This window comes from Aeromonas sp. s5 (assembly GCF_040907865.1).
In the GTDB taxonomy this organism is placed as follows: Bacteria; Pseudomonadota; Gammaproteobacteria; order Enterobacterales; family Aeromonadaceae; genus Aeromonas; species Aeromonas dhakensis.
The window spans coordinates 579659-604690 of sequence record NZ_JBFOCO010000005.1; the positions used below are offsets into that span (position 1 = coordinate 579659).

Here is a 25032-nt window from a genome sequence, read left to right on the forward strand (position 1 = left end):
TTACCTGGTTGGTCAGGCGCCGCGGCGCCAGCTGTGATAACGGGTCAGCAGCGCCAGCAGGGTGGCGGGCTGACGGGCCCGGCGCCACTCGCCCGCCAGGTACTTGTTCCCCTCCATCAGGGTGGGGTAGGCGTGGATGGTGGCGAGGATCTTGCCAAGGCCGAGGCGGTGGCGCATGGCGAGCACGAACTCGGCGATCCGCTCGCCGGCGTGAGTGCCCACTATGCTGGCACCCAGGATCTGATCCTTGCCGGGCACGGTGAGCACCTCGATAAAGCCCTGGCGCTCGCCGTCGGCGATGGCCCTGTCCAGCTCGGCCAGCTCGAAGCGGGTCAGCTCGAAGGGGATGCCCTGCGCCCTGGCCTCTTTCTGGTTGAGGCCGACCCGGGCGATTTCGGGGGTGGTGTAGATGGCGGCCGGCATGGCCCGATAGTCGGCCCGAAAGCGCTTGAACGGGCTGAACAGGGCATTGACTGCGGCATACCAGCCCTGATGGGCGGCGGCATGGGTGAGCTGGTAAGGGCCCGCTACGTCCCCCACCGCCAGAATGCTGGGGTAGTTGGTGGCGAGGAAGCCATCGACCGCCACAGTGCCGCGCGGGGTCAGCGCCACCCCCAGCGCTTCGAGCCCGAAGCCGCTGACGTTGGCCACCCGGCCCAGCGCCAGCAGCAGCTGATCGCCTTCAATTGTTTGCGTCTCGTCGCCCCGCCGCAGTTGCAGCCGGATGGGGAAATCTGAGGCCGCTGGCAGATAGTTGGCTCGCTCGGCGCGCCAGCCGGTGAGCACCCGCACGCCGTCGCGGGCCAGCTGATCCGCCAGCAGTTCGGCCACCTCCCGCTCTTCGCGGGGCAGCAGCTGATCCGAGAGCTCCACCAGGGTAACGGGCACCCCAAGCAGGGCAAAACTCTGGGCCAGCTCGCAGCCGATGGGGCCGCCGCCCAGCACCAGCAGCTGGCGCGGTGCAGTGCGCAGTTGCCAGAGGGTGTCGGAGGTGAGCCAAGGCACCTGATCCAGCCCCGGCAGCTCGGGCACCAGCGGCCGGGCGCCGGTGGCGAGCACGATATGGCGGCTGGCAAGGCGCTGGCCGTTCACCTCCACCTCCCAGGGAGAGACCAGCCTTGCCTCCCCCTGGATGCACTCCACTCCCAGCCCCTGATAGCGCTCAATGGAGTCGTGGGGTTCGACCTCCTTGATGACGCGGGCGACTCGCTCCATCACGGCGGCGAAATCGGCGCTGGTCTGGCTTGGGCCAAAGCCCAGTTCACTGGCCCGGCGCTGCTCGGCGGCAAAGCGGGCGCTTCGGATCAGCGCCTTGGAGGGGACGCAGCCGCTGTTGAGGCAATCGCCCCCCATCTTGTGCTTCTCGATAAGGGCCACCCTGGCCTTCACCGCCGCGGCGATATAGCTGGTGACGAGGCCGCCGGCCCCGGCGCCAATCACCAGCAGGTTGTAGTCATAGCGGGTCGGCTTGCGGTAGGGGGCGTGCAGTCGATGCAGGGTGAGGCGCCGCTGCAGATCCTTGAGCAGCATCGGCATCAGCCCGAGCAGGGTCAGCGCCACCATCAGGCCGGGGGAGAGGATATTGCCGGTGCTGGTGAGGTTGGCGAGCTCGCTGCCCGCCAGCACGTAGACGAATGTGCCGGGCAGCATGCCAAGCTGGCTCACCCAGTAGTAGGTGCTGACTCTGATGGGGGTGAGCCCCATCAGCAGGTTGACCAGAAAGAAGGGGAAGATGGGGATGAGGCGCAGGCTCAGCAGATAAAGCGCCCCTTCCTTCTTCATGCCGGCCTGCAAGCTGGCCAGCTTGTCGCCAAAGCGCCGCTCGACCCAGTCGCGCAGCAAAAAGCGGGCGCTGAGAAAGGCCAGGGTCGCGCCAATGCTGCTGGCAAAGGAGACCAGCAAGAGCCCCCAGGCAACGCCAAATACGGCGCTGCCAGCCAGGGTGAGCAGGCTGGCGCCAGGCAGGGAGAGGGCGGTGCTCACCACATAGACGGCGACGAACAGCAGGGCGGCGGCGCCGAAATGACGCTCGACCAGGGCGGCCAGCTCGGCCTGACGGGCCTGCAGCTGGGGCAGGCTCAGGTAGTGGCCCAGGTCGAAGGCGAAAAAGGCGCCGATGAGGCAGCCCATCACCAGCACCAGCAGCAGGCGGGAGCCTCTCATCAGGCGTCCTTGCTGTTCGGCTGGGCCGGGCGCTCGGGCTGGACCGGCAGCTGGCAGAAGCCCTGCGGGGCGATATCGAGGGCGGCGTTGAACTTGGCCGACATGTTCTGGAAGGCGATGAGGCCGGTGAGCTCCACCATGGCGTCGTCGTCGAACCAGGGCTTGAGACGGGCGGCCTGCTCGTCGCTGACCCCATCGAGGCCCGTCATCGCCTCTGTGTAGTCGAGCACGGCCCGCTCCCGCTCATCGAACAAGGGGCTTTCGCGCCAGTTGGCGAGCGCCTCCACCTTCTCGCTGGAGCCGGCTCTCTTTATCAGGGTCATGGCGTTGATGTCGACGCAAAAGCGGCACCAGTTGAGCTGGGATACCCGCACCGTCACCAGGGAGCGCAGCACGGGGTCGATGGGGGAGCGCTTGCGGTTGATGACGCCGTAGAGGGTGGCGACGGCGGCAAACAGGCGCGGCGAGCGGCCCCAGCACTTGCCCGGAATGAGCACCTGGCCGTAGTTGCGCTTTTGCAGCCAGAAAAAGGGGCGGATAAACCAGGCATATTCCCGGTCGGCTTTCACCTCGACGCGCATGGATGACCTTCTTATTGCTTCAAGTTGGGTTTGTAGGCCTGACCCAGCCGCTCGTTGAGACGGATCAGAAATTCCTCTATACGGGCCCGGTTGGTGCCCAGGTCGCTGCGTCCCTGGCGGGAGGCGGAGCGCATGTCGATGCGGGTCTCTTTGGGACCGGCAAAGACCCGCAGCGCCACGTCATTCTGAAAACCGAACCAGCCGGTGGTGACCACCGCCTCGAGCCCTTGTGGGCTTGGTCGCACCCGCCAGCCGAGCTGCTCCATCAGGGCGTGGGCCTCGGTGATCACCTCGGCCGGGGGGGCGCTGGTAAAGAGAGGACCGGGTTTCCCCTCAAATGCTTTCAAAGGAGCCGGATTAATGGGCAGATCCTGCGCCGTTCTGAGTTCGGCTGCCCAGCGCAGCTGGGGCGGGTTGCTGGGATCCGTGCTCACGTCGTTGACCAGCGGCATGCGCAGCGCCTGCACCACAAAGGCCAGGGGCAATAACAGGGGGACGGCGCCCCAGCCGTTGGCGCAGCGGTTGCGACACCAGGGCAGGCGAACCAGCAAGGCGAGGGAGACGAGCGCCCCGAGCAGGCAGAGGGCGAATCCCAGCCACCAGGGCCAGAGGTGAACACGGCTGCCGAGGGCGCCGGCGAGCGGCAGCAACCAGGCCAGCAGTGGCCACCACAAATAACTGGGCATAACGGGGATCCCCTGGTTATGATGAACAAGTGCCCAGAAGGATAAACTTAATTGACTGATAACGTTAGTAAATTTATCTCAATCCTGCTGCTTTTCCCAAGCGTTCCGCTGTGGGCGGACAGCGCCGTGCTGGCGGCGGGGGACATGTGGCGCGCCGAGGCCGTCTACGAGACCCTGCCCGGGGTCAGCCGGGTGGAGCCGGGCTATGTCAGTCAGCGGGTGGCGACGGGGTCGAGCTGGCGGGAAGTGCCACCGCAGCGCCAGGCGGTGCGCATCGATTATGACCCGGTCAAGGTGGGGTATGGGGATCTGCTCAACGTGTTCTGGCAACTGGTGGATGGGAGCGATGGCGACGGCCAGTATTGCAACCGGGGGCCGGCATTTGCGCCGGCCCTGCTGCCGAAGGATGACTACCAGTGGCGTTTGGCCCAGGTGAGCCTGACACGCTGGCAGGCCCTGCACGGGCGGCCGAGCCGGGTTGCGCTCTGGCCGCAGAGCCGGTTCACCCCGGCGCCGGAGATGGAGGACTGGGCGGCGCGCCACCCCTGGCGTTTCGGCTTCTATGCCCGCCGCTGCGGCGGCTGGCCGGCGGCTGGCCGGTGGAGCTCAGCGCCGAGCCCTGAGCCTTGTCTTGCATTCAGCTGCGGTAGAGCACCTTGATAAGGTGAAAGCCGAACTTGGTGCGCACCGGGCCGAGCACGGTCAGCAGCTCGCCCTTGAACACGGCATCGTCAAACGACTTGACCATGTCGCCCTTCGAAAACTCCCCCAGATCGCCGAAGCGCTTGCCGGAGGGGCAGGTAGAGAAGTGCTTGGCCATCTGGCCGAAGTCGGCTCCCTTGGCAATCTTCTCCTTGATCTCCAGACACTCTTTCTCGGTCTTGACCAGGATGTGCTGGGCACAGGCTTTTTTCATCGGGGTGCTCCTCGGTAGCGGGCAAATCGGGGGCGCAAAGAGTACTCCAATTCCTGCCGCGCGTCAGCCGTCATCGGCATATCAGCCGCGGGCACGGGCTCCAAGCCGGGTTCTGGGGCGCGCCTGCCAGAGGAGCTCCAGCCCGAGCAGGGCATAGAGGCTCCAGATGGCCAGCGGATTGAGCCAGTTGCCCCCCAGTTGCAGGGTCGCCAGGGCGCTGCCTGCCAGCAACAGGGTGATGCCCGGCAGGCGCCAGTGGGTCGGCAGCGGTGCCAGCATGGCCATGCCCAGCAGGATGGCGAGCCCGAACGGCAGGGTCAGCGCGGTGAAGGCCAGCGCCTGCTGGCCGTTCATGCCGGTCAGCAGGGCCAGCAGGGCGCTGCAACAGGCGAGAAAGGTGATGAATTCGAGTCTATCGGCGATGTAGTCCGCCATCTGTTCGCTGCGTGCGTGCATGCTGTGTCTCCTCTGGTGGGGCAGGGGTCTGATCCAATGGCTCCAGTGTGGGCGAGAAGTGAGCAGGGGGGCAGCGGGATAAATCGATTGGGTTGAACGAGGCTTTGATTGCGTGACGGCAACTGTTTGATCCGGCAAGATAAAATCCGCAGTCCCGCGGAGGGGGGAGTGAGATGGCCGAGTACCGGCCCAGTGTCGGCCAAGGGCCTGGCTGTGCCGCTTGGGGAGGGGGCGTCGCTGCTATCTTGACCCGTTGCCGACAGTTGGTGTCGCGCCCATCGGGAAATCGGGGAGATTGCGCCGTCGGGCCGGATTGGCCGGCAGGGGCCATCTGGCCAGGCCCTGAGGGCCATGGATTGCCCTTTTGGGCCCATAGTGGCATAAGTCTGCGGGGGAATGCCTGAAAAATGGGCGGCCCGCGCGGGCAAAGGCTTCAATAATATGGCGAAATTCGCGGTCAACCCGCTCTGATGTCGAGCCGGGGATATGCTAGGATGAGGCGCGCTTGCGATCGAGTGAGCCTCATATTCGTTCTGAATATCGCATTATTTTAATCATGTTCTTCGGGGAAATTGACGTTTGACAGGATGCAATCCGCCCCTGCCTGCAGGGATCTCACCGCCCGCACGGGCTTTTCGTCGTGGGCTTCGCGCGCTGGGACTGAGCCTCTGTCTGCTGCTGTTCGTCACGCCCGCCATGGCGGCCAAACTCACCTATCAAATCAAGGGGTTGAAAGGGGAGAACAAGGACAACGTCGAAGCCTACCTCAATGCCCTGCCGGTCTATCAGGAGCGCCAGTACCGTCCGGCCCGCCCCAAGATCACCGAGAGCGTGCAAAAGGCGCTGCAGGTCTATGGTTACTACCAGCCCAAGATCACCCTGAGCCGGGACAAGAAAACCCCCGCTAAGGTGATCATCGAGGTGGATCCCGGCAAGCCGGTCATCATCTCCCGCCTCGACATTCTGCTGGAAGGGGATGCCGGCAGCGACGAGCTCTACAGCGAGCTGTTGGACAAGCTGCCCCTGAAAGAGGGGGATCCCCTCAACCACGGCAAATACGAATCCATCAAAGCGGATCTGGGCAGCCTGGGGCTGGCCCGCGGCTACTTCGACGCCAAGATCAGCAAGAGCCAGGTCAAGGTGTTCCCGGATCAGGGCACCGCCGAGATCTACATCCTGTTTCGCTCCGGCCCGCGTTACCACTTCGGCGAGATCCGCTACGACGCCACGCCGGAGGCGCTGCGTCTCATCCGCCCTCTCATCAACATCAAGAGCGGCGACCCCTATCTGGCGATCCGGCTGGCGGAGATGTCGCAGGATGTCTCCTCCACCAAGCTGTTCAAGCAGGTGGACATCAAGCCGCTCATTAGCCAGGCCGAGCATAACCGGGTGCCGGTGCAGGTGACCCTCTCCAACCGGGTCGATCACGAGATTGAAACGGGTATCGGCTATGCCACCGACGTGGGGCCGCGCATGAGTGCCACCTGGGAGAAGCCCTGGGTCAACCGCTACGGTCACCGGCTCAACGCCACCGCCAAGGTATCCCAGCCCGAGGCCGAGCTCAGCTTCGATTACCAGATCCCGGTGGGCAACCCGCTGCGGGACTACTACTCGTTGCAGGCCGGCTATCAGTACAAGGACAACAACGATACCCGCTCCGATCTGACTACCTTCAGCGTGCACCGCTGGAAGCGGCGGCCGGAGAGCTGGGACCGGGACGTGTTCATCCGGCTGGAAAACGAGGTCTATACCCAGGGGGCCGACGAGGGCAACAGCTTGCTGTTGATCCCCGGCGTCTCCTGGTCGCGGCTGCGGGTGCGCGGCGGTCTGGTGCCCGACTGGGGCGATCGCCAGCAGCTCACCCTGGAGTTCTCCGACCCCTACTGGGGCTCCGACATCAGCTTCGTGCGGGTGTGGGGGCGCAGCAAGTGGCTGCGCACCCTGGGGGAGGATCACCGCTTCCTGCTGCGGGCCGAACAGGGGGCCATCATAGGGGACAGCTTCTCGCTGGTGCCGCCCTCCCTGCGCTTCTTTACCGGTGGTGATCAGACGGTGCGGGGCTACGGCTACGAGACCATCTCGCCGCGCGGCAGCGACGGCAAGCTGCAGGGGGGCCGCTACGTGAGCGTCGCCAGCGCCGAGTACAACTACCGTTTCAGCGACAAGTGGCTGGGGGCCCTGTTCGTCGACAGCGGTACCGCCACGGTCGACTACAGCGAGGCCTGGAAGATAGGCACCGGGGTCGGTGTGCGCTGGGTGACCCCCATCGGTCAGGTCAGGTTCGATCTGGCAGTGGGCATTTCCGAAGATGAGAAGCCGCTGCGGCTCCACTTCGCGCTGGGGCCTGAACTATGATCCGGCCCTGCTCCACCTCTCTTCTCTTATGTTCTTCTGACCGGCCGCTGCGGCTGCATCTTTCGCGGGGGTCTGCACTGTGATCTGGGTAAAACGTATCTTTCTGTGGCTGATGGGGCTCATCTTCCTGCTGCTTATCGGCGTCAGCCTGCTGGGCTTCACCCATCAGGGCAACAAGTGGCTGTGGCAGCAGGCCAGGGCCGCCCTGCCTTCCCTCAAGGGGGAGCTGGTGGCGGGCCAGCTCGGCTATGGCTGGACCCTGGAAGGGGTCGGCTGGCAGGACGAGCTGGTGGACGTCACTGTGGATCGCGCCGTGCTGGACTGGGATCTGGGCAAATTGCTGCAGGGCAAGCTCTGGATCAAATCCCTTAACGTCACCCACCCGGTGGTCAAGGTGGCCGACTCGGAGCCGGCCCCGGAAGAGCCGTCGGAACCCTTCGTCTGGCATCCGCTGCCCCTGAAAATCCAGGTCGACAGCCTGAAGGTGGCGGATCTCGATGTGACGGTGCCTGGGGTGGGAGTGAGCCTCAAGTCCCTCGACATCGGCGCCACCCTCAGCCGCAAGGGGCTGATCGTGCAGGGGCCTGTGCTGGACGGCCTCAAGGTGACCCTGGCCGAGACGCAGGCCACCGAGGCTGCCAAACCGGCCAATCCCAAGGCGACCCCCAATCCGCAGACAGCGGCCAAGGCTGCCGGTAGCGGGAACAAAGCGGCAAATGCTGGCAAGGCGCAACCGCCCAAGCTGGCGGAGCCCATCGCGCTGCCCGCCATCCGGCTGCCTTTCCCCATCCAGCTGGAAGGCTTGCAGGTCACGGCGTTTCGCTATCAGCAAGGTGAATTGATTGAAGGGCTCGACAAGCTGCTGCTGTCGGCCAGCGCCGAGGGGAGCGACATCGTGCTGCGCGAGCTCTCCCTGCGCCACGCCATGGCGGATCTGGCGCTCAAGGGCAAGATCCAGCTCAAAGACGATTATCCGCTCGCCCTGACCCTGGACGCCAAGGCCCGCAAGGGGCTGCTGGATGGCGAGCTGCAGGGGCAGCAGGCCAGCCTGACCCTGGGTGGCTCGGTGGGCAAGCTGGCGTTGGCGTTGCAAGCCAAGGGGCCGGTGGCCGCCAATCTCAAGGGATCACTGGCGCCCCTCGACCCCGACTTGCCGTTTGATGCGGGGCTGGAGTGGAAAAGCCTGGGCTGGCCGCTGCACAAGCCCGCCAAAGATGAGCCCAGCTACCGGCTGGAGAAGGGCACGCTGAGCGCCAAGGGCAAGCTCTCCGGCTACCAGTTTACCTTGAATACCGCAGGCAAGGGCACGGACGTGCCCCCCTTCAAGCTGGCGCTGACCGGCAAGGGGGACCTGACGCAGCTGAACCAGATAAACCTGCTGCTCAACGCCCTCAAGGGGGAGCTCAAGCTTGACGGCAAGCTCGCCTGGGACAAGGGGGTTCGCTGGCAGGGCACCACGGAGTTCAAGGGGATCAACCCGGCCGAGCTGGTGCCCGAGCTCAAGGGGGCGCTGGCGGGCAAGATTGCCAGCCGCTTCGAGCTCGATGAGGCGGGCCACTGGCAACTGCAACTGCCCGAGCTGAAGGTGGACGGCAAGCTCAACCAGTATCCGCTGGCCATCAAGGGCAGCGCGAGCGGCAACGACAAGATGGAGTGGACCATCCCGGCGCTGGCGCTGCAAAGCGGCCCCAACCAGCTGCAGGCCAAGGGCAGCCTGAGCCAGCAGGCGTGGAAGCTGGATGCGGATCTCGATGCCCCCAACCTGGCCGGGCTCTACCCCGGGCTCAAGGGGGACATCAAGGGGCAAGTGCGGCTGACTGGCAATCAGCAGGCGCCGCGGGTCACCACAGATCTGGCTGCCAGCCGTCTCTATTATGCCGGCACCGACCTGAAGGGGATCGCCATCAAGGGCAATGCCCTAGTCGGCGACAAGCCGGCAGGGGAGGTGGCCCTGACGGTGGCCAGCCTAGTACAGGGGACGACCAGCCTCAGCCAGCTGGCGCTCAACCTGAACGGCGATCTCAACCAGCACGCCCTGTCGCTTACCATGAAGGGAGACCCGGTGGCGGCCAACCTCAAGCTGAGCGGCGGCCTGCGCGGGGATCGCTGGCGCGGTGCCCTCGGCGAGCTCAAGTTGAAGACGCCGCTGCGGCGCTGGGAGCTGAGCGCACCTTGGGATCTGGATGTGGATCTGCCGCGGCAGCGGCTGACCATGGGGGATCTCTGCCTCGGCTCCCAGGGGGCCAGCCTCTGCGTCAAGGGCAGTCAGGTATCAGCCCAGCAGGGCAGCCTGGAGTTTGCCCTCAACCAGTTCGACCTCAAGCGCCTGCGGCCCTGGCTGCCGGACAACTTCCGCTGGCAGGCGGTGCTCTCCGCCGACGGGCGGGCCAGCTGGCGCGGCAATCAGCCGACCCTGCACGCCACCGTGCGCACCACGCCGGGCACCTTCGTGGCCGACGAGCTCAAGACCGACTATCAGCGCCTCGAGCTCGGGGTGGACTTCGAACGCCAGCAGGCGGCCATCCGGCTCGACTTTGCCTCCGGGCAGATCGGCAACATCGACACCAAGCTCTATATCCGGGATCCGTCCGGTCGCGGCAATCTCTCCGGCCAGCTCAAGTTTGACGACCTCAAGCTGACCACCTTCGCCCCGCTCATCCCCGAGGTGCGCTCCCTGCAGGGGGTCATCTCGGCCGATGCCCGCTTCGACGGCACTCTGGCCTCGCCGCTGCTGTTTGGTCAGCTCAATCTGCTGGATGGGGAAGTACAGACCCACTCCGACATGGTGACCCTCTCCAAGCTGGTGACCCGCCTCAAGATTGAAGGCAACCGGGCCGAGCTGGACGGCACCATGCTGGTGGGCAAGGGCCCGCTGGCGCTGGGGGGCTGGCTGAGCTGGGCACAGCTGCCGGTCACCGGCAGCCTCACCATCGAGGGCAAGGAGCTGGAGGCCCAGTATCCGGGCATGGGCCGGGTGCGGGTCTCCCCGGACATCGCCATCTCGCTGGGAGAGGAGACCCGGATCACCGGCCAGGTGGACATTCCCTGGGCGCGGATCCTGGTCAAGAGCCTGCCCGAGAGCGCGGTGGCGGTGTCGGATGACGTGACCGTGGTCTACGACGATCTGCCACCGGTGCCCAAAGCCGCGCCGCTGCCGATGGAGATCAAGCTGGCCATCCGGCTGGGTGATGACGTGCGGCTGGAGGCGATGGGACTCAAGACCAAGGTGGGGGGCAGCATCAACATTCGCCAGGATCCCTCGCGGCCGCTGGCGGGCAATGGTCAGCTGGTGCTCAACGATGGGCGCTTCAAGGCCTATGGCCAGAACCTCATCATCAAGGATGGCCGCATCCTCTTCTCCGGCCCCCTCGATCAGCCCTACCTCAACATAGAGGCGTATCGGGATCCCGATACCATAGAGGACAAGGTGACGGTCGGGGTGCGGGTGACCGGGCCGGCCAGCAAGCCCAAGATCACCGTCTACTCGGAGCCGCAGATGGCCCAGTCCGAGCAGCTCTCCTACTTGCTGCGCGGCAAGGGGCTGCAGACCAGCGGCGAGGATGGCGGTTTCAACGGCCTGCTGGTGGCGGGCGCAGTCAGCCAGGCCAACGGCGTGGTCTCCAGTCTGGGGGAATCCCTCGGCATGAGCGACGTGGCACTCGACACCGCCGGCAGTGGTGAGAACACCCAGGTGACCCTGTCGGCCTACCTGTTGCCGGGGCTGCAGTTCCAGTACGGGGTCGGGGTGTTCAGCCCCATCGCCGAGTTCAAGCTGCGCTACGAGCTGATGCCAAGGCTCTACCTGCAGGCCATGAGCGGGGTGGCCCAGGCGGTGGATATCTTCTATCGCTTCACCCTGTAACGGGCGGCAAGAGACAAAAACGGGAGGCGATTGCCTCCCGTTTTTATGGGGGCGTTGAAGGTGCCGATGAATGTGGTGGGACGCTGAAAAGCGAAAACCCGGCGCTAGGCCGGGTTTTCTTGAATAGATGGTGGAGGGAGAAGGATTCGAACCTTCGAAGGCAGAGCCGTCAGATTTACAGTCTGATCCCTTTGGCCGCTCGGGAACCCCTCCACGGGGCATTGCTGATGTTGCATCACAACCTGGGTCGTGACGGCACTTGAAATGGTGGAGGGAGAAGGATTCGAACCTTCGAAGGCAGAGCCGTCAGATTTACAGTCTGATCCCTTTGGCCACTCGGGAACCCCTCCACAAGTGCGAGGCGCATACTAACAGATCTTCTGCGGTTGTGAACCCCTCGGCGGGATTTTTCCTGCTCAAAGGATCGGATTTGCGGCCGATAAAGGATGAAACCACCGTTTCCAAGAGTTATCCCATGCTACCCAGCGCCGTTCGTGAGCAATGGCTGGTGGACGAAGCCCAGCTCGGGCAACGTCTCAACCAGGATCTCCAGCACGGAGACAGGGCGGACTTTCGTCTGCATCTGGCCCTGCTGACCGATGCGGTGGAAGAGCAGCCCTGGTTTGATCCCAGGCAGCCAGCAAAGGCAGAGAGTCGGGTCTGGCGCAGCCGCTTTGAGCTGCCACCGGCTACCCCATTGCAGGGGAGCGAGGATGATGCCGAGGCAAGCGTGCTCAACGAACGGCTGCAGCAGGGGGGCTCCATGGTGGATGTGCGGCTCTGGCTGGCGCTGCGTTCGCCGCCGCTGCTCGGTACCCCGCCTGCGCTGGAGCCCGCCGTCTATGACAACCTCTCGCCGCTTGGGCGCGAACGCTGGCGAGGCAAGCTGGCGGATCAGCCCAGACGCGAGGATCCCTTGCTGATGCTGCCCGTACTAGATGCGCTCAAGGAGGGGGTGGATGCCGGTCTGCACTGGCTCAGCTGAGAGGACCAGGCAGCAAAAAGGCGGGGAGACCCCGCCTTTTGTGTGATGGATGTGTCGTGCCCTGGATCAGGCGTCGGCTTCGTCCGGCAGCGGGACTTCCTTGCCGGCCGCAGCGGCGCGACGGGCGATGGGTTTCTCGGTATGGCGGTTGATCTGACGCTCCAGTTTTTGCCCCAGTTCGGTGATGGCGGCGTACAAGTCCTCATGTTCTGCCTGGGCAAACAGTTTGCCGTTGGGGATGCCAGCAGTGGCTTCAACGATAAACATCAGACGCTCTTTGGAGACAATCACATGGGGTGTGATAAGAGGCACCTGAAGACGTTCGAGCTTGTCAAAGCGGGATTCAATGCGCTCGCGGATAGCCGGGGTGATCTCGATGATTTTGCTGGTAATTTCGATTTTCATATTGGCCCCCTTCGGGTCGTATTGCTTGTGTCTTCACCTTCAGATTACTCATGGCTGAACATTAAAATGTGATCTGTGTCACTAAATGGTGCCTTGCTGCGAAGGGGAGGGGGAAATTGTGATCTTTTCCCGTTCTGCACCAAAAAGCACTTGAGCTCGACGAAACAGGCAGGCAGTATGGGGAAACTTGGATCGTTTCTGTCCCTTCGTGGCAGCGCCGCATGTCGACCTCATGTCCGGTTTTCACCGCTTAGTCTCGCATCTTTCGCACTTCCCCCCGCACCGCCCTTGCCGACGTGCGCGCTGAGAATGTGGGCGCTATCGAGTCGTCAGGGACTTGAACGTGGTTGTTGTGGTGTTGGAGTAGTACATGAAACAGCAAGCCACTCAGATGATGTGGTTTTATGATCGGCAACATGCCCAGTGGAGCCTGTCCGATCATGCCTCCTACCAGCTCTGGCAAGGGGAGGGGCCTCACCCCTGGTTCGGGCAACTGGCGGCAGATGACGAGGCCGGCTTTGCCGACTTTCTCGCCAGACTCTATCACTCCCAGCAACCGGCCCAGTTCATCGGCCACCTCGGCGACGAGAACGGCGAGGTGCGTCACGTGCTCTGGAGCGGCCAGTACGTACCGGCCCAGCAGATGTGCTGTGGCTGGATTGCGCCGCTCGATACCACCCGCAGCACCCAGCTGCCTGCGGATCTCTCCCAGCAACTGCCACTGCTGCAAGACCCTCTGCTGACCCAGCTGGCTCAGGCGCTCTCCGCCCGGACCGGGCTCGATTTCTTCAATACCCTGGTCAGCCAGCTTGCCCACATTCTGGTGGCGGATGCGGTCTGGCTGGCGGAGCGCACCGGCAGCGAGCGGCTCAAGGTGCTGGCCTGTCACGGCATCGACCTCAAGGAGTACGAGCTGGCGGGCATGCCGTGTCAGCAGGTCTACCAGCGCGGCGAGACCTGCATCCTGCCGCTCACCGCCGAGCATCTGCATTGCGCCGGCTTCAAGGCAGGGCAGGGCTACTACGGCCTGCCCCTGTGCGATCGCAACGGCCAGCTGCTGGGGCACCTGGCGCTGCTCTTCTCCGATCAGAGCGCGATCCCCAATCTGGGCTCGGTACTGACCACCTTCTCCATGCGCATGGTGGCGGAGCTGGAGCGGCTGCAGAGCGACGCCCAGCTGCGCCTCTCGGCGGTGGCCTTCGAAACCCACGAAGGGATCATCATCACCGACCCCGACTTCAAGATCCTGCGGGTCAACCACGCCTTCAGCCAGATCACCGGCTTTGACAGCCAGCGAGTCATCGGCCTGCATCTGGGCAACGATCTCTGGTGCGGGCTGGGGGGGCTTGGCTATGAGCTCGGCAGCCTGAGCCGCTGGCAGGGGGAGACCCAGCGCCTGCACGCGGATGGCTACTCCTATCCACAATGGGAAATCGTCACCCCGGTGCAGGATGACAGGGGGGCGATCAGCCACTTCGTCATCTGCTTCGAGGATATCTCCGAGCGCAAGGAGGCGGAGCGCCGCATCCAGGATCTCGCCTACTACGACGAACTGACCGGCCTGCCCAATCGCCGCCAGCTGCACGAGACCCTGGCCCACGCCTTTGGCGAGGCGAGCCGCGACTATCTGATCGGCGCCCTGCTGTTCATCGATCTCGACCACTTCAAGACCATCAACGACTCCCTCGGCCACGCCACCGGCGACTGGCTGCTCAAGGAGGTGGCCAGCCGGCTCAAGCGGCTGGTACGCCAGGGGGATTGTCTGGCGCGCCTTGGCGGCGACGAGTTCGTGCTGTTGCTGCCCTCGCTCTCGGCCAGTCCTCCCCAGGCGGAGATGCAGGCCGATCTCATCGCCGAGCGGCTTATCAGCGAGATTGCGGCCCCCTACAACCACGCCGGTCAGGTGCTGCACATCGGCGCCAGTGTCGGCATCACCCTCTTCCCCGGCCGGGAGCAGGGGGTGGACGATCTGCTCAAGCAGGCGGACACCGCCATGTATCAGGCCAAGTCGGCAGGTCGCAAGACCCGGCGCTTCTTCGATGCCTCCATGCAATTGCAGGCGGATCGCCGGCTGCTCATCCACAACGAGCTGCGCAGCGCCCTTAACCAGCAGGAGCTGACCCTTTACTACCAGCCCCAGCACATGGTGGAGGGGGGCGACATCATCGGCGTCGAGGCGCTGATCCGCTGGCAGCCGCCCGGTCGGGCGCTGGTCTCCCCTGCCGAGTTCATCCCCATCGCCGAGGAGACGGACCTTATCGTCGATATCGGCAACTGGGTACTGTACGAGGCCTGCGCCCAGTACGTGCGCTGGGAGGAGAACGGCATCCACATCCCGCAGCTGTCGGTCAACGTCAGTGCCAAGCAGTTTCACGCCGCCGATTTTGTCGACCGGATCCACGACGTGCTGGCCTCCACCGGCATGGATCCCGCCAGCCTGAATCTGGAGATCACCGAATCCGTGGTGCTGGGCCACGCAGAAGACACCATCAGCAAGATGAGCGAGCTCAAGGCGCTCGGCATCAGCTTTGCCATCGACGATTTTGGCGCCGGTTACTCCTCCCTGAGCTACCTCAAGCGGCTGCCGGCGGACGAGCTCAAGATCGACCGCTCCTTCATCCAGGACATACCGCGCGATGGCGACAACATGGCCATCGTTGAGGCGGTGATCGCCATGGCGCGTCACATGGGATTCAACGTGACGGCGGAGGGGGTGGAGTCGCGCCAGCAGCTGGAGTTTCTGCAGGCCCAGGGCTGCCACTTCTACCAGGGCTACCTGGCCTCCAAGCCACTGCCGGTGACCTACCTGGAGCGCTATGTGCGGCGCCTCACCCGCAGTGAAAGCCTCGCCAGCGGCGAGTAAAAATAGTCTCGCCGGCGAGCTGTAGCCCCCGTGGTTAACGGGTAGAATGAGGGAATATGACACCACCGCCAACGGGCGGTGGCATTGCCTCTCAATGGAGACGTCTCTCGTGAAAGCCGTGCAGGGAATCATTTTATCGGCGCTGTGCGTGCCGGGGCTGCTGACGCAGGTGGCGGCGCAGACCCTGGAACAATCTCTCTATCGCCAGGCTTATGACGCGGTGCGGGCCGACGACCAGGCCCGTTTTCAGCAAATTCGTGCCCGTTTGACCCATTATCCGCTGCTGCCCTATCTCGACTACTACCAGCTGGCCTTCCGGCCTGGGGCGGCGGACTATGACGACGTGACTCGCTTCATCCGCGAGCACGGCGACACCCCCCAATCCAACCGGCTGGAGCGCAGCTACCTCACCTATCTGGCCCAGAGCCAGCAGTGGTCCCAGTTCCTGCGCTTCTACCCGGCCAAGCCGAACTCCACCGATCTGCTCTGCATGCACTATCAGGCGCGCTACTACACAGGTCAGCAGAGCCAGGCGCTGCAGGAGGCGGGCAAGCTCTGGCTGAGCGGCCAGTCCCGTCCTGATGCCTGCGATCCCCTGTTCCAGCTCTGGCAGCAGGCGGGTTTGCGCACCCAAGAGAAGATCTGGACCCGCATGACCTTGGCCTTCGAGGCGGAGAACCCGAACCTCATCCGCCACCTCGGCGCCCAGCTCGCTAGCGGCATGAAGGCCTATGGGGATCAGATGATCACCCTGTTCGAGCAGCCCGCCAAGTCGATGAACACGGCCTATTTCACTAACGCAGCTCCTTCCCGGAAGTTGCTGCTGCTGGGACTGGCCCGCTATGCCAACCAGCAGCCAGAGGCGGTGCTGGGGCAGCTCGGCTATCTGCGCTCGCGTTTTGCACTGAGCGCGGCCGAGCTCAAACCGGTAGAACGGGCGGTGGCCAGACGGCTGCTGCTGGATCGCTCCACCGCCCAGCGCAGCTGGCTGGATGCCACCGTAGTGCGCCAGGCCGACCCGGATCTGCTGGAGCTGCGGGCTAGGCTCGCCATCTGGGAGCAGGACTGGAAAGGGCTCTCCGGCTGGGTCAAGCGCATGCCCATGGGCCTGCAGAAGGAGGATCGCTGGCGCTACTGGCTGGCGCGCTCGCTGGAGGTACAGGGCCAGCAGAAGCCGGCGCGGGATCTTTATCTGGAGACCGCCAATCTGCGCGGTTTCTACGGCTTCATGGCGGCGCAACGCACCGGCGTGCCCTATCGGATGAAGAACCAGAGCGTGGCGCACAAGGTGCCGGACTGGCGCACCGCCAGCCGCCGCTGGCCCTTCCTGCTGCGGGTGCGCGAGTTGCTCGACATGAACGAGATCACGGCGGCGCGGGCGGAGTGGATCCACAACATGGATCGTAACCCGGTGGCCCAGCGCCTCGAGTTTGGCCACATCGCCCTCAATCAGGGCTGGCACGAGCTGGCTATTCTGGCCAGCATCCGGGCAGAGGCCTGGGATGCCCTCGACTTGCGCTTCCCGCTGCCACTCAAGCACACCTTCTCCCAGATGGCGCAAGAACGGACCATGAACACCAGTCTGCTCTACGCCATCTCCCGCCAGGAGAGCGCCCTCTACCCGCTGGCGCAGTCGCCGGTGGGGGCGAGGGGACTGATGCAGCTGATGCCGACCACTGCCAAGGAGACGGCCAGCAAGCTGGGGGTGCCCTATCGCAACGAGCAGCAGCTGTTTGATCCCGCCATGAACATCCGCCTTGGCAGTGCCTATCTCAAGCGGCTGCTGGATGTGTATGACGGTAACCGGATCCTGGCGGCGGCGGCCTACAACGCCGGCCCCGGCCGGGTCAAACGCTGGCGCGATCAGAGTGCGGACAAGCCGATGGATGTCTGGGTCGAGAGCATTCCCTACAAGGAGACGCGCAACTATGTGCAGAACGTGCTGTCGTTCGACCTCATCTATCAGCACAAGCTGCAGCAGCCACTGCGCTTCATGTCTGAGCGCGAGCTGAGTCACGCTTATTGAGACGGCTGCCGCCCTGGCGGCAGCCGGATTCCCATTCCTTCCCCAAAATGGTTATTATCCCATAAGGTTTTGTTACAAAAGGAAACCTGCCAGGTGATCGGGCGCCCTCTCTTGGTCTGGCAGGTTCGTTATAATCGCCCGTTCAACACAGACAGGCTTCCCCAACAAAGGAATTGATAGTGGCAACGATTAAAGACGTTTCCCGGTTGGCTAATGTGTCCATTTCAACTGTGTCGCGAGTCATCAACAACACGGCGCAGGTGGCACCAGAAAAGCGTGAGGCCGTATTGGCGGCCATGAAGGAACTGAATTTTCGTCCCAACAGTTTTGCTCAGGCGCTGGTCAGCAAGCGCTCCAACTGCATCGGCGTGCTGGTGGGGGATCTGTGTGGTGGCCCCTTCTTCGCCCAGATGATGCGCGGCATCGAGAGCGTGGTGGACAAGGCGGACAAGTTCACCATCGTCATGTCCGGCAATCACGACGAGGTGCGCGAGCGTCACGCCATCCAGGCGCTGCTGCAGCGCCAGTGCGATGCGCTGATCCTGCACAGCAAGGCGTTGCCCGACGAGGAGCTGAGCGAGCTGGTGGCGGGTAGCACCCCGGTGGTCTTCATCAACCGCCAGGTGCCGGGCGCCGAAGATCGCTGTGTCTGGCTGGACAACCAGGCCGGCATCACCACCGCCTGCCAGCACTTGCTGGATGCAGGTCATCGTAAGATTGCCTTCGTCACCTCGGACGATGAAGAGTTCGTCGATGGCCAGCAACGGATGGCCGGGTATCACCACGCCCTGCAGCGGGCCGGCATCGCTCTTGATCCTGCTCTCATCGGTCGCGCCTTTGCCGACGAGAACGGTGGCTACGTGGCGATGGGTGAGCTGCTGGATCGGGGCGTCGAGTTTACTGCCGTGCTCGGCTTCAACGACGCCATGGTGGCGGGTGCCATCTCCTGCTTGCTGGAGCGGGGATACAAGATCCCGCAGCAGATTTCGGTGGTGGGTTTTGATGACATTCCCTATGCCCGCTACATCTATCCCAAGCTCACCACGGTGCGCTACCCCATCGAGGAGATGGGCGGTCGGGCCGCCGAGCTGGCGCTGAGCCTGCTGGATCACAAGCCGGCCGAGGGGCTGGAGCTCAAGTTCGAGGCAGAGTTGGTGAGACGGGAATCCGTCGCCTGAGTGGCCGACATTGGCCCTGAACGGGCCAATGTCGCTCCCGAATTTTGCAGAAAAATTGAAAGCGTTTTCAGAAATCCTTTTCAACTGTGATCCGCTTCAAAGCTTTTTGGACTGCCTGCCACTAGCATAGGCCCCACGAATTAGGAGCCTGCGCTCCCGATTTTCCCGCTGTGGGAGGTAACTGGTTAATCCAGCTATTTCCTTCGTTACTTTCGACGGTCATCATGGATGGCCGTTTTTTTTTGCCAGGATTTTGTCATGACAACAGAGCGTGAATACCAGACCGGGATCGTGGGGGCAGGCTGGCTGGGACTGCCGCTGGCCCGGGCGCTGCAGGCCGAGGGCCGCCAGGTGGCGGTGACGGTCAGCTCGGCCGAAAAAGCCGCGCAGCTGACAGCAGAGGGGGTGAAGGCCTGGCCGCTGCAACTAGGTACCGGGCTGGCGGCCCTGCCGTTTCGCTGCCGCGAGCTGGTGATCTGCGTGCCACCGAGCAAGGTCGAGGATTACCCGGCCGCCATCGCTCGGGTGGCCGAGTTGGCGCAGGGCGCCGGTGTGCTGCGGTTGCTGTTCGTGAGCGCCACCTCGGTCTGGGCGCCGGGGCAAGGGGAGGATGAACACCCCATGCCTACCCACGAGCGCGGGAGGCGGATGCTGGCCGCCGAGCAGGTGGTGATGGGAGCCGGCATTGCATGCTCCATGGTGCTGCGCCCGGCCGGGCTCTACGGACCAGAGCGCCATCCCGGCCGTTTCCTGGCGGGCAAGACCCTGGAGGGGGGCGGCCAGGCGGTGAACCTGGTGCATCTGGATGATGTGGTGGCCGCCTGCCAGCTGCTGCTGAAACAGGGCAAGGATGGGGATGCCTACAACCTGAGTGCGCCAGTGCACCCGCGCCGGGAGCAGTTCTACCCCTTTGCCGCGCGCCAGCTGGGCCTGCCGGCCCCGATCTTCATCGAGCCGGCCGGCCGGTTTGCCCCCGTCGAGGGGCAGCGCATCTGCGAGCAGCGCGGGTTTGTCTACCGCTGGCCCGATCCGGCGCACTGGTTTGCCGAGCTGGCAGCCCGGGGGCACTGAGCATACTGGCCGGTGCTATGCGTGGGTATGGCGGTGAGGCACAGGCGGCTCCGCTCCTTGGTCGGGCCTGCCGTTTGACGGGCAATTGAGGTTTGCCAAGGGGGAGCTCGCCCCCTATCATGCCGCCATCCATATAGAGAGAGCGGTAATGATGGTAGATACAAGACGTCACCCCGATGGGGAACTGTTGCTGAGAACCCTGGCAATGCCAGCCGATACCAACCCCAATGGCGATATCTTCGGGGGCTGGATCATGTCCCAGATGGATATAGGTGGGGGCATCATGGCCAAGGAGCTGGCAAAAGGACGTATTTGTACCGTATCCGTCGAGGGCATGACCTTTCACAGCCCGGTCAAGGTGGGCGACGTGGTGTGCTGCTACGGACGCTGTCTGAAGATTGGCCGCAGTTCCATGCGACTGAAGCTGGAGGTGTGGGTCAAGCCGGTGCTGCGTGAAAACGAAGCCCAGCGCTACTGCGTTACCGAGGGGATCTTCACCTATGTCGCCATCGACGAACAGGGAAAATCCCGCCCGGTACCGGTCTGATCCGGGTCAGATCAGCCGGGCATTGATGATGGATATTTCCTGCTCAAACCCGGTTTTTTGCCGTATCATGCGTTCCAGCATCTCTTCCGAGCCGACGCACTGCTGGGTATCGAACAGGCAGAGATCGCACTGGGGATCCCGTCTGATCTGATAGACGGTGGAAAGCTCCACTTGATGACAATTTCCTTGTTGATCATAAAACGTCACGCGGTACTGGTGCTGTCTCGCCATCGTTGAATTCCTTCTGGATGAGCCGGGCCGGACACGAGTTATGAGCCTAGTCGGCAGCGATGACGTTTGGGATGGTCATGACACAATGCAGAGGCAGGTGGTTGTTAGCCAATGAAAAATAGTTATCGCATTCTGGGTACGTCGCTGCTGACGTTGGGACTGGTCGGCTGTTTCGAGGTGCCGGATCAGGATCACCTGGTCACGGCGCAGGGCATCATCCCCGGCGCCAGCTGCCAGAAGCCGCCGCTGGTGGCGCTGGCCTCCACCGCCTTGCCCCGCGAGTTTGGCATTACCGTCTGGAATCTCTACAAGGGTCAGCGCAAAAACTGGCGCGAGGGGCTGGACGAGTATGCCAAGGCCCAGGATCTGGTGCTGTTGCAGGAGTCGGCAACCCGCCCCGAGATGCTGGCGTGGCTCAAGGCCGGTGATTTCCAGTGGCAGCAGCTGCAGGCCTTTACCCAGGGTGGCGTCTCCTTCGGCGTGATGACGGTGGCCAAGACGCCGCAGGCGTTCGTGTGCGGCGTGCGCTCCCCCGAGCCGCTGCTGCGCATCCCCAAATCCGGTCTGGTCAGCCTCTACCCGTTGCAGGGGGATCCTGACGGTGTGCTGGTGGTCAACCTGCATGCGGTCAACTTCGAGCTGGGGATGGCGACCTTTCGCGAGCAGATCAACGATCTGACCGCTCTCATTCATCGTCACCAGGGGCCCGTCATTCTGGCCGGGGATTTCAATACCTGGAGCGACAAGCGGGAGTTCTGGCTGAAGCGGCTGGTAAGCGATCTGGGGCTGCAGGAGGCGATCCCGATGCCGGATCTGCGCCGGACCGCCTTCGGCCGGCCGCTCGATCACCTCTACTACCGCAATCTGGATCTGGTGGAAGTGAGCAGCCCGGCGACCGATGCCTCGGATCACAATCCCATCGTGGCCCGTTTCGCGGCCCAGGCCATCACCCCCTGAGCCCTGCTCCAGATAAAAAATACCCCGCATCAGGCGGGGTATTTTTTATGAAGTGATGAACGATCAGCTGTTGTTCTTCACGAACAGGGTCAGCTCCTGACCCGGCTTGAGGTAATCGCTCTTGCCCAGCTGATTCCAGCGCATCACATCCATCACGGCGACCTGAAAGCGGGCTGCGATGGAGGAGAGGGAATCGCCGCGGCGCACCTGATAGACCATGGACTTGTTGCCACCCTTGCCCTGCTTGGGCCAGACCACCAGCTTCATGCCCGGTTTCAGGGCCGATTTGGCGTTGAGACCGTTCCACTTGGCCAGCTCGTCATGGGTCACCCCGTGTGCCTGGCTGATGCTCCACAGATTGTCGCCGGCCCGTACCTTGTACTGGATCTTGCCGCTGCCACGGCTGGCGAGCTGCTGTGGCTTGCTCTGGACGTTCTGGCTGACCACCGGTTTGCTGCCGCTGGTCGGGATCATCAGGGTCTGACCACGGCGCAGGTTGTTGCTGCGCAGGTTGTTGGCCAGCTTGATCTGCTGCACGCTCACCCCGTGATTCTGGGCGATGCGGGAGAGGGTGTCGCCACTGGTAACCTGATAGGAGCGGGTGCGGATGCGCTCGCTCTGTGGCAGGTCGGCCAGGGCCAGCTCCAGGGTATCGGCATATTCAACCGGTACCAGCAGGCGATAGGGGCCCTTGGGCGAGGTCGACCAGCGGGTCAGCGCCGGATTGACCTCTTTCAGCTGAGCCGGGCGCAGGCCCGCCAGCTGGGCCGCCACGTTCAGGTCGATCTGACCCCCCGTGTTGACCACCCGCAGTTGCGGTTTGTTGGCCAGCACCGGCAGGGTGACATTGTACTTGTCCGCATTGCGGATCATGTCAGCCATGGCCAGGATCTTGGGCACGTACATCCGGGTCTCGCGAGGCAGATCGAGCGACCAGTAGTCGGTCGGCCGGCCAGCCTTCTGATTGCGGATGATGGCGTTGCGCACCCGTCCTTCACCGGCATTGTAGGCGGCCAGCGTCTGCAGCCAGTCGCCGTCGAAGAAACGGTTCAGGTACTCCAGATAATCCAGCGCGGCATTGGTGGAGGCCAGTACATCGCGGCGGCCGTCGTACCAGTTGTCGTGGCGCAGGCCGAAGTTTTTGCCGGTCGCAGGAACGAACTGCCACAGACCCACCGCATTGCTGCGTGAACGGGCGTGGGGATCGAACATGCTCTCGATCATGGGAATGGTAATAAGCTCCATTGGCAGCTCACGCCGTTCGATTTCCTCTACCATCAGATACAGGTAGGGCTCAGCCCGGCTGGCAATGGTCGCCAGATGCTTATCATTGCGCAACAACCAATCACGCTGCTGGCGGACACGGTCGTTCTCCTGCGGATCAAACTGCATATCATCGCTGATACGCACCCACAGGTTATCGGTGTCATCCAGTTCGTCGATCTGTTCGTCACCGAACAGGAAGCGCGCAGAATGTTTTTTATACGCTTTTTTATTGACTTGGGGGGACTTGATCGGCTCGATTGCCGTTAGCGCCCGGTCATCCTGATGGCTCAGGTTTTGGCAGCCGCTGAGAAACAGCGCCGCCAATAAGGCCGTTCGTACCTTCATCTCGCTCAGGTCATCTTTGGGAAAAACAGCTCGCATCATAAGGGGCAATGGCCCCCTGATCAAGGTTTGTTCAAAAAACATCCTTCCATTGGCGCAGGATCGTGAAGGTATCTACCGGATTTTCCACGCATTTCAGAGCGTGTTTCTCAGCAGAAAATTTCACGGAATCCAGTTCGCAACGCAGAAAAACATTGAAGCGCTTCTCATCCCCCAGCCGTGAGGGGAGACTCGGCAGGCCCTGCTGGCGCAGCTTGCTGATCAGCCCGATCTGTTGCTGGATCGCCTGGTTGTCGGGCTCGACAGCGTGGGCGAAGCGCAGGTTGGAGAGGGTGTACTCGTGGGCACAATAAACGAGGGTGTCATCGGGCAGGGCGGCGAGGCGCTGCAACGATCCGAACATCTGGGCCGGGGTCCCTTCGAACAGGCGGCCGCAGCCGGCACTGAAGAGGGTGTCGCCACAAAACAGCATGCCGTGACCGTGGTAGGCGATGTGACCGTGGGTGTGACCGGGCACGTGGATCACCTCGAGGCTCAGGCCGTGCCAGTTGATCTGATCCCCGTCATCGAGCCACTGGCCGTGGTACGCCGGCATGGGGTCAAGCTTGGGGCCATAGAGGCGGGCATGGGGAAAATGTTCCAGCAACTCGCCCACGCCGCCCACATGGTCGTGATGGTGGTGGGTGAGCAGGATGGCATCCAGTTGCAGCTCCAGCACGGCCAGCCGTTCCAGCACGGGAGCGGCCTCGCCAGGATCGACGACTAGGCAGTGATTTTCGTGTCGGATCAACCAGATGTAGTTGTCGTTAAAGGCTGGAACTGTGATCACTGGATACATGAGTCTGCTTCTCTTTATGGAGGGTATCTTATATAACTGGATGGCGTTCGAACCCCAAGTTGAGCCCTATTATGCAGGTGGCACGTACCGAACAACAAATCGAGATCCCGACCAGCTGGTCGGCACTGCCCATGGGGGACTGGGTAGCGGCCGAGATCCAGGAGCGACTCGACAGCTGGTGCCCGCATCTGTTTGGTTATCATCTGCTGAAGGTCGGCGCGTTGAGCGCCGAGCTCTCCTGCGGTTGCTCCTCCATTCGCCACCAGATAGGGATCGCCCCTGGCGGCCGCCTGCTGGATCTCAAGGGGGATCCGCTGGCCCTGCCGGTACGCACCGGCAGCGTGGATGCCTGCCTGCTGGCCCACTGTCTCGATTTTTCACCCGACCCGCACCAGGTGCTGCGGGAGGCGGAGCGGGTACTGACCGACGATGGCTGGCTTATCGTCAGCGGCTACAATCCGCTCAGTCTGGTCGGCATCGGCCACTGCCTGCCTTTCCTGCGTCAACATCTGCCCTGGTCCGCCCGCATGTTCACCCCGGCACGGGTCACCGACTGGTTGCAGCTGCTTGGCTGCGAGGTGATGTTTGACGAGCGCTTCGGCTATTCGTTCATGGGCAGGCAGAGCCGGATCGGCTGGTGGCGGGAGAGTGTGGGGCGGGATTACTGTCGGCCGTTTGCGTCAGTCTACGTGATAGCGGCGCGCAAACGGCGCTTCCCCTTGACACCGGTGCGCCGTCGCTGGCGTCTGCCGGGTTCCATCGCCACGCCGGGGATGGCGCGCCAGGGCGGCTAGTCGTCAGCCGCCGGGCAGGCTCATGCGTCAGAGGGGAAGGCTGTCAGGGTTGATAGCCGGTATCTTCGGCCAGCTGTTTGCCGCTGGCGGCCTCGCGGGCCAGCTCATCGCAGCGCTCGTTCTCCGGGTGTCCGGAGTGCCCCTTGACCCAGAGCCACTCGATCTGGTGGCGACTGACTTCCGCATCCAGCGCTTTCCAGAGATCGACGTTCTTGACCGGTTGACGGTTGGCGGTCATCCATCCCTTCTTCTTCCAGCCGATGATCCACTGGGTGATCCCCTGGCGCACATACTGGCTGTCGGTGGTGAGGCGTACCTGGCAGGGCTCGTTCAGGGTGCGCAGCCCCATGATGGCGGCCATCAGCTCCATCCGGTTATTGGTGGTGAGGCGAAAGCCGGCGGCGATCTCCTTGCGATGCTTGCCGTAGACCATGACGGCACCATAACCACCCGGGCCCGGGTTGCCGAGGCAGGAACCATCCGTATACAAATCAATCTGTTTTAACATGA

The 25032-nt window shown here is 63.4% G+C and carries 21 protein-coding genes and 2 tRNA genes; 11 read left to right on the plus strand and 12 right to left on the minus strand.

The genetic code is table 11. From position 1 onward, the window contains the following. Positions 1 to 12: 12 nt before the first annotated feature. Genes AB5Y94_RS03860 through AB5Y94_RS03870 form a run of 3 tightly spaced genes read right to left on the minus strand, consistent with a single transcriptional unit; the run spans position 13 to position 3430 of the window. The gene (locus tag AB5Y94_RS03860; protein WP_368204928.1) at positions 13 to 2163 is read right to left on the minus strand and encodes an FAD-dependent oxidoreductase; all 2151 of its coding nucleotides are present in this window, start codon (positions 2161 to 2163) and stop codon (positions 13 to 15) included. After that, the gene (locus AB5Y94_RS03865; protein WP_065017408.1) at positions 2163 to 2744 is read right to left on the minus strand and encodes a carboxymuconolactone decarboxylase family protein; all 582 of its coding nucleotides are present in this window, start codon (positions 2742 to 2744) and stop codon (positions 2163 to 2165) included. The genes AB5Y94_RS03860 and AB5Y94_RS03865 overlap by 1 nt, the downstream gene beginning before the upstream one ends. 11 nt (positions 2745 to 2755) lie before the next feature. After that, positions 2756 to 3430, minus strand: a complete 675-nt coding sequence (locus AB5Y94_RS03870; protein ID WP_368204931.1) for a DUF1499 domain-containing protein — start codon at positions 3428 to 3430, stop codon at positions 2756 to 2758. A gap of 51 nt (positions 3431 to 3481) precedes the next feature. On the opposite strand from AB5Y94_RS03870, the gene AB5Y94_RS03875 reads away from it, so the two are divergent. After that, a complete protein-coding gene (locus tag AB5Y94_RS03875) occupies positions 3482 to 4090 on the plus strand; it encodes a peptide-methionine (S)-S-oxide reductase MsrA (protein WP_368204933.1) in 609 nt (202 codons plus the stop codon). Here the strand turns inward: AB5Y94_RS03875 and AB5Y94_RS03880 are convergent. Continuing rightward, positions 4068 to 4346: a peptidylprolyl isomerase gene (locus AB5Y94_RS03880; RefSeq protein ID WP_368204936.1), complete on the minus strand. Its 279-nt coding sequence runs from the start codon at positions 4344 to 4346 to the stop codon at positions 4068 to 4070. The two genes, AB5Y94_RS03875 and AB5Y94_RS03880, sit on opposite strands and share 23 nt — an antisense overlap. A gap of 81 nt (positions 4347 to 4427) precedes the next feature. Beyond that, a complete protein-coding gene (locus AB5Y94_RS03885; protein WP_368204938.1) occupies positions 4428 to 4802 on the minus strand; it encodes a hypothetical protein in 375 nt (124 codons plus the stop codon). Positions 4803 to 5456: 654 nt separating this feature from the next. On the opposite strand from AB5Y94_RS03885, the gene AB5Y94_RS03890 reads away from it, so the two are divergent. Together AB5Y94_RS03890 and AB5Y94_RS03895 are read left to right on the plus strand one after the other, a co-directional pair. Further along, positions 5457 to 7157 (plus strand): autotransporter assembly complex family protein, encoded by a 1701-nt coding sequence (locus tag AB5Y94_RS03890; RefSeq protein ID WP_368205011.1) that lies wholly within the window; start codon positions 5457 to 5459, stop codon positions 7155 to 7157. Positions 7158 to 7236: 79 nt separating this feature from the next. Further along, complete coding sequence (locus AB5Y94_RS03895; RefSeq protein ID WP_368204939.1) at positions 7237 to 11019, plus strand: translocation/assembly module TamB domain-containing protein; 3783 nt, start codon at positions 7237 to 7239, stop codon at positions 11017 to 11019. 128 nt (positions 11020 to 11147) lie between these two features. Here the strand turns inward: AB5Y94_RS03895 and AB5Y94_RS03900 are convergent. After that, positions 11148 to 11232: transfer RNA gene (locus AB5Y94_RS03900), tRNA-Tyr, on the minus strand. Positions 11233 to 11284: 52 nt separating this feature from the next. Then, positions 11285 to 11369: transfer RNA gene (locus AB5Y94_RS03905), tRNA-Tyr, on the minus strand. A gap of 125 nt (positions 11370 to 11494) precedes the next feature. Here AB5Y94_RS03905 and AB5Y94_RS03910 point away from each other — a divergent pair. Next, entirely contained in the window at positions 11495 to 12004 is a 510-nt protein-coding gene (locus AB5Y94_RS03910) for a VC2046/SO_2500 family protein (RefSeq protein ID WP_042008255.1), read from the plus strand. Between the two features lie 66 nt (positions 12005 to 12070). Here the strand turns inward: AB5Y94_RS03910 and raiA are convergent, their stop codons facing one another. Further along, a complete protein-coding gene (gene raiA, locus AB5Y94_RS03915) occupies positions 12071 to 12409 on the minus strand; it encodes a ribosome-associated translation inhibitor RaiA (protein WP_010634460.1) in 339 nt (112 codons plus the stop codon). 370 nt (positions 12410 to 12779) lie between these two features. Between raiA and AB5Y94_RS03920 the strand changes: the two genes are divergently transcribed. From AB5Y94_RS03920 to yciA, 5 genes are all read left to right on the plus strand, one after another. Next, complete coding sequence (locus AB5Y94_RS03920; protein ID WP_368204942.1) at positions 12780 to 15272, plus strand: putative bifunctional diguanylate cyclase/phosphodiesterase; 2493 nt, start codon at positions 12780 to 12782, stop codon at positions 15270 to 15272. 109 nt (positions 15273 to 15381) lie between these two features. After that, complete coding sequence (locus AB5Y94_RS03925) at positions 15382 to 17298, plus strand: transglycosylase SLT domain-containing protein (protein WP_195878327.1); 1917 nt, start codon at positions 15382 to 15384, stop codon at positions 17296 to 17298. Positions 17299 to 17477: 179 nt separating this feature from the next. After that, positions 17478 to 18476, plus strand: coding sequence for a LacI family DNA-binding transcriptional regulator (locus tag AB5Y94_RS03930; RefSeq protein WP_005299251.1), 999 nt, complete (start codon positions 17478 to 17480; stop codon positions 18474 to 18476). A 258-nt stretch (positions 18477 to 18734) separates the two neighbouring features. After that, positions 18735 to 19547, plus strand: coding sequence for an NAD-dependent epimerase/dehydratase family protein (locus AB5Y94_RS03935; protein WP_206865495.1), 813 nt, complete (start codon positions 18735 to 18737; stop codon positions 19545 to 19547). Positions 19548 to 19695: 148 nt separating this feature from the next. Continuing rightward, positions 19696 to 20094, plus strand: a complete 399-nt coding sequence (gene yciA, locus AB5Y94_RS03940; RefSeq protein ID WP_024942822.1) for an acyl-CoA thioester hydrolase YciA — start codon at positions 19696 to 19698, stop codon at positions 20092 to 20094. 6 nt (positions 20095 to 20100) lie between these two features. Here yciA and AB5Y94_RS03945 read toward each other — a convergent pair whose 3' ends face one another. Next, positions 20101 to 20325 carry a hypothetical protein gene (locus AB5Y94_RS03945; RefSeq protein WP_005299261.1) on the minus strand — a complete coding sequence of 75 codons (225 nt, stop codon included), beginning with the start codon at positions 20323 to 20325 and terminating at the stop codon, positions 20101 to 20103. Positions 20326 to 20436: 111 nt separating this feature from the next. On the opposite strand from AB5Y94_RS03945, the gene AB5Y94_RS03950 reads away from it, so the two are divergent. After that, complete coding sequence (locus tag AB5Y94_RS03950) at positions 20437 to 21282, plus strand: endonuclease/exonuclease/phosphatase family protein (protein ID WP_010634455.1); 846 nt, start codon at positions 20437 to 20439, stop codon at positions 21280 to 21282. A 63-nt stretch (positions 21283 to 21345) separates the two neighbouring features. Here the strand turns inward: AB5Y94_RS03950 and AB5Y94_RS03955 are convergent, their stop codons facing one another. Beyond that, complete coding sequence (locus tag AB5Y94_RS03955) at positions 21346 to 22893, minus strand: LysM peptidoglycan-binding domain-containing protein (protein WP_017786581.1); 1548 nt, start codon at positions 22891 to 22893, stop codon at positions 21346 to 21348. Positions 22894 to 22963: 70 nt separating this feature from the next. Continuing rightward, entirely contained in the window at positions 22964 to 23728 is a 765-nt protein-coding gene (gene gloB, locus AB5Y94_RS03960) for a hydroxyacylglutathione hydrolase (RefSeq protein ID WP_368204946.1), read from the minus strand. A gap of 71 nt (positions 23729 to 23799) precedes the next feature. Between gloB and AB5Y94_RS03965 the strand changes: the two genes are divergently transcribed. Further along, positions 23800 to 24522, plus strand: coding sequence for a methyltransferase domain-containing protein (locus tag AB5Y94_RS03965; protein WP_195878331.1), 723 nt, complete (start codon positions 23800 to 23802; stop codon positions 24520 to 24522). A 43-nt stretch (positions 24523 to 24565) separates the two neighbouring features. On the opposite strand, the gene rnhA is transcribed toward AB5Y94_RS03965, so the two are convergent. After that, on the minus strand, positions 24566 to 25030 hold the full coding sequence (gene rnhA, locus AB5Y94_RS03970; RefSeq protein ID WP_005299276.1) for a ribonuclease HI: 465 nt from the start codon (positions 25028 to 25030) through the stop codon (positions 24566 to 24568). Positions 25031 to 25032: the final 2 nt, after the last annotated feature.

What these genes read in the sequence shown, in the direction of transcription:
- AB5Y94_RS03860 (WP_368204928.1), bottom strand. Translation starts at nt 2,163, where the DNA reads ATGAGAGGCTCCCGCCTGCTGCTGGTGCTGGTGATGGGCTGCCTCATC.
- AB5Y94_RS03865 (WP_065017408.1), bottom strand. Translation starts at nt 2,744, where the DNA reads ATGCGCGTCGAGGTGAAAGCCGACCGGGAATATGCCTGGTTTATCCGC.
- AB5Y94_RS03870 (WP_368204931.1), bottom strand. Translation starts at nt 3,430, where the DNA reads ATGCCCAGTTATTTGTGGTGGCCACTGCTGGCCTGGTTGCTGCCGCTC.
- AB5Y94_RS03880 (WP_368204936.1), bottom strand. Translation starts at nt 4,346, where the DNA reads ATGAAAAAAGCCTGTGCCCAGCACATCCTGGTCAAGACCGAGAAAGAG.
- AB5Y94_RS03885 (WP_368204938.1), bottom strand. Translation starts at nt 4,802, where the DNA reads ATGCACGCACGCAGCGAACAGATGGCGGACTACATCGCCGATAGACTC.
- AB5Y94_RS03910 (WP_042008255.1), top strand. Translation starts at nt 11,495, where the DNA reads ATGCTACCCAGCGCCGTTCGTGAGCAATGGCTGGTGGACGAAGCCCAG.
- raiA (WP_010634460.1), bottom strand. Translation starts at nt 12,409, where the DNA reads ATGAAAATCGAAATTACCAGCAAAATCATCGAGATCACCCCGGCTATC.
- AB5Y94_RS03920 (WP_368204942.1), top strand. Translation starts at nt 12,780, where the DNA reads ATGAAACAGCAAGCCACTCAGATGATGTGGTTTTATGATCGGCAACAT.
- AB5Y94_RS03935 (WP_206865495.1), top strand. Translation starts at nt 18,735, where the DNA reads ATGACAACAGAGCGTGAATACCAGACCGGGATCGTGGGGGCAGGCTGG.
- yciA (WP_024942822.1), top strand. Translation starts at nt 19,696, where the DNA reads ATGATGGTAGATACAAGACGTCACCCCGATGGGGAACTGTTGCTGAGA.
- AB5Y94_RS03945 (WP_005299261.1), bottom strand. Translation starts at nt 20,325, where the DNA reads ATGGCGAGACAGCACCAGTACCGCGTGACGTTTTATGATCAACAAGGA.
- AB5Y94_RS03950 (WP_010634455.1), top strand. Translation starts at nt 20,437, where the DNA reads ATGAAAAATAGTTATCGCATTCTGGGTACGTCGCTGCTGACGTTGGGA.
- AB5Y94_RS03955 (WP_017786581.1), bottom strand. Translation starts at nt 22,893, where the DNA reads ATGAAGGTACGAACGGCCTTATTGGCGGCGCTGTTTCTCAGCGGCTGC.
- gloB (WP_368204946.1), bottom strand. Translation starts at nt 23,728, where the DNA reads ATGTATCCAGTGATCACAGTTCCAGCCTTTAACGACAACTACATCTGG.
- AB5Y94_RS03965 (WP_195878331.1), top strand. Translation starts at nt 23,800, where the DNA reads ATGCAGGTGGCACGTACCGAACAACAAATCGAGATCCCGACCAGCTGG.
- rnhA (WP_005299276.1), bottom strand. Translation starts at nt 25,030, where the DNA reads ATGTTAAAACAGATTGATTTGTATACGGATGGTTCCTGCCTCGGCAAC.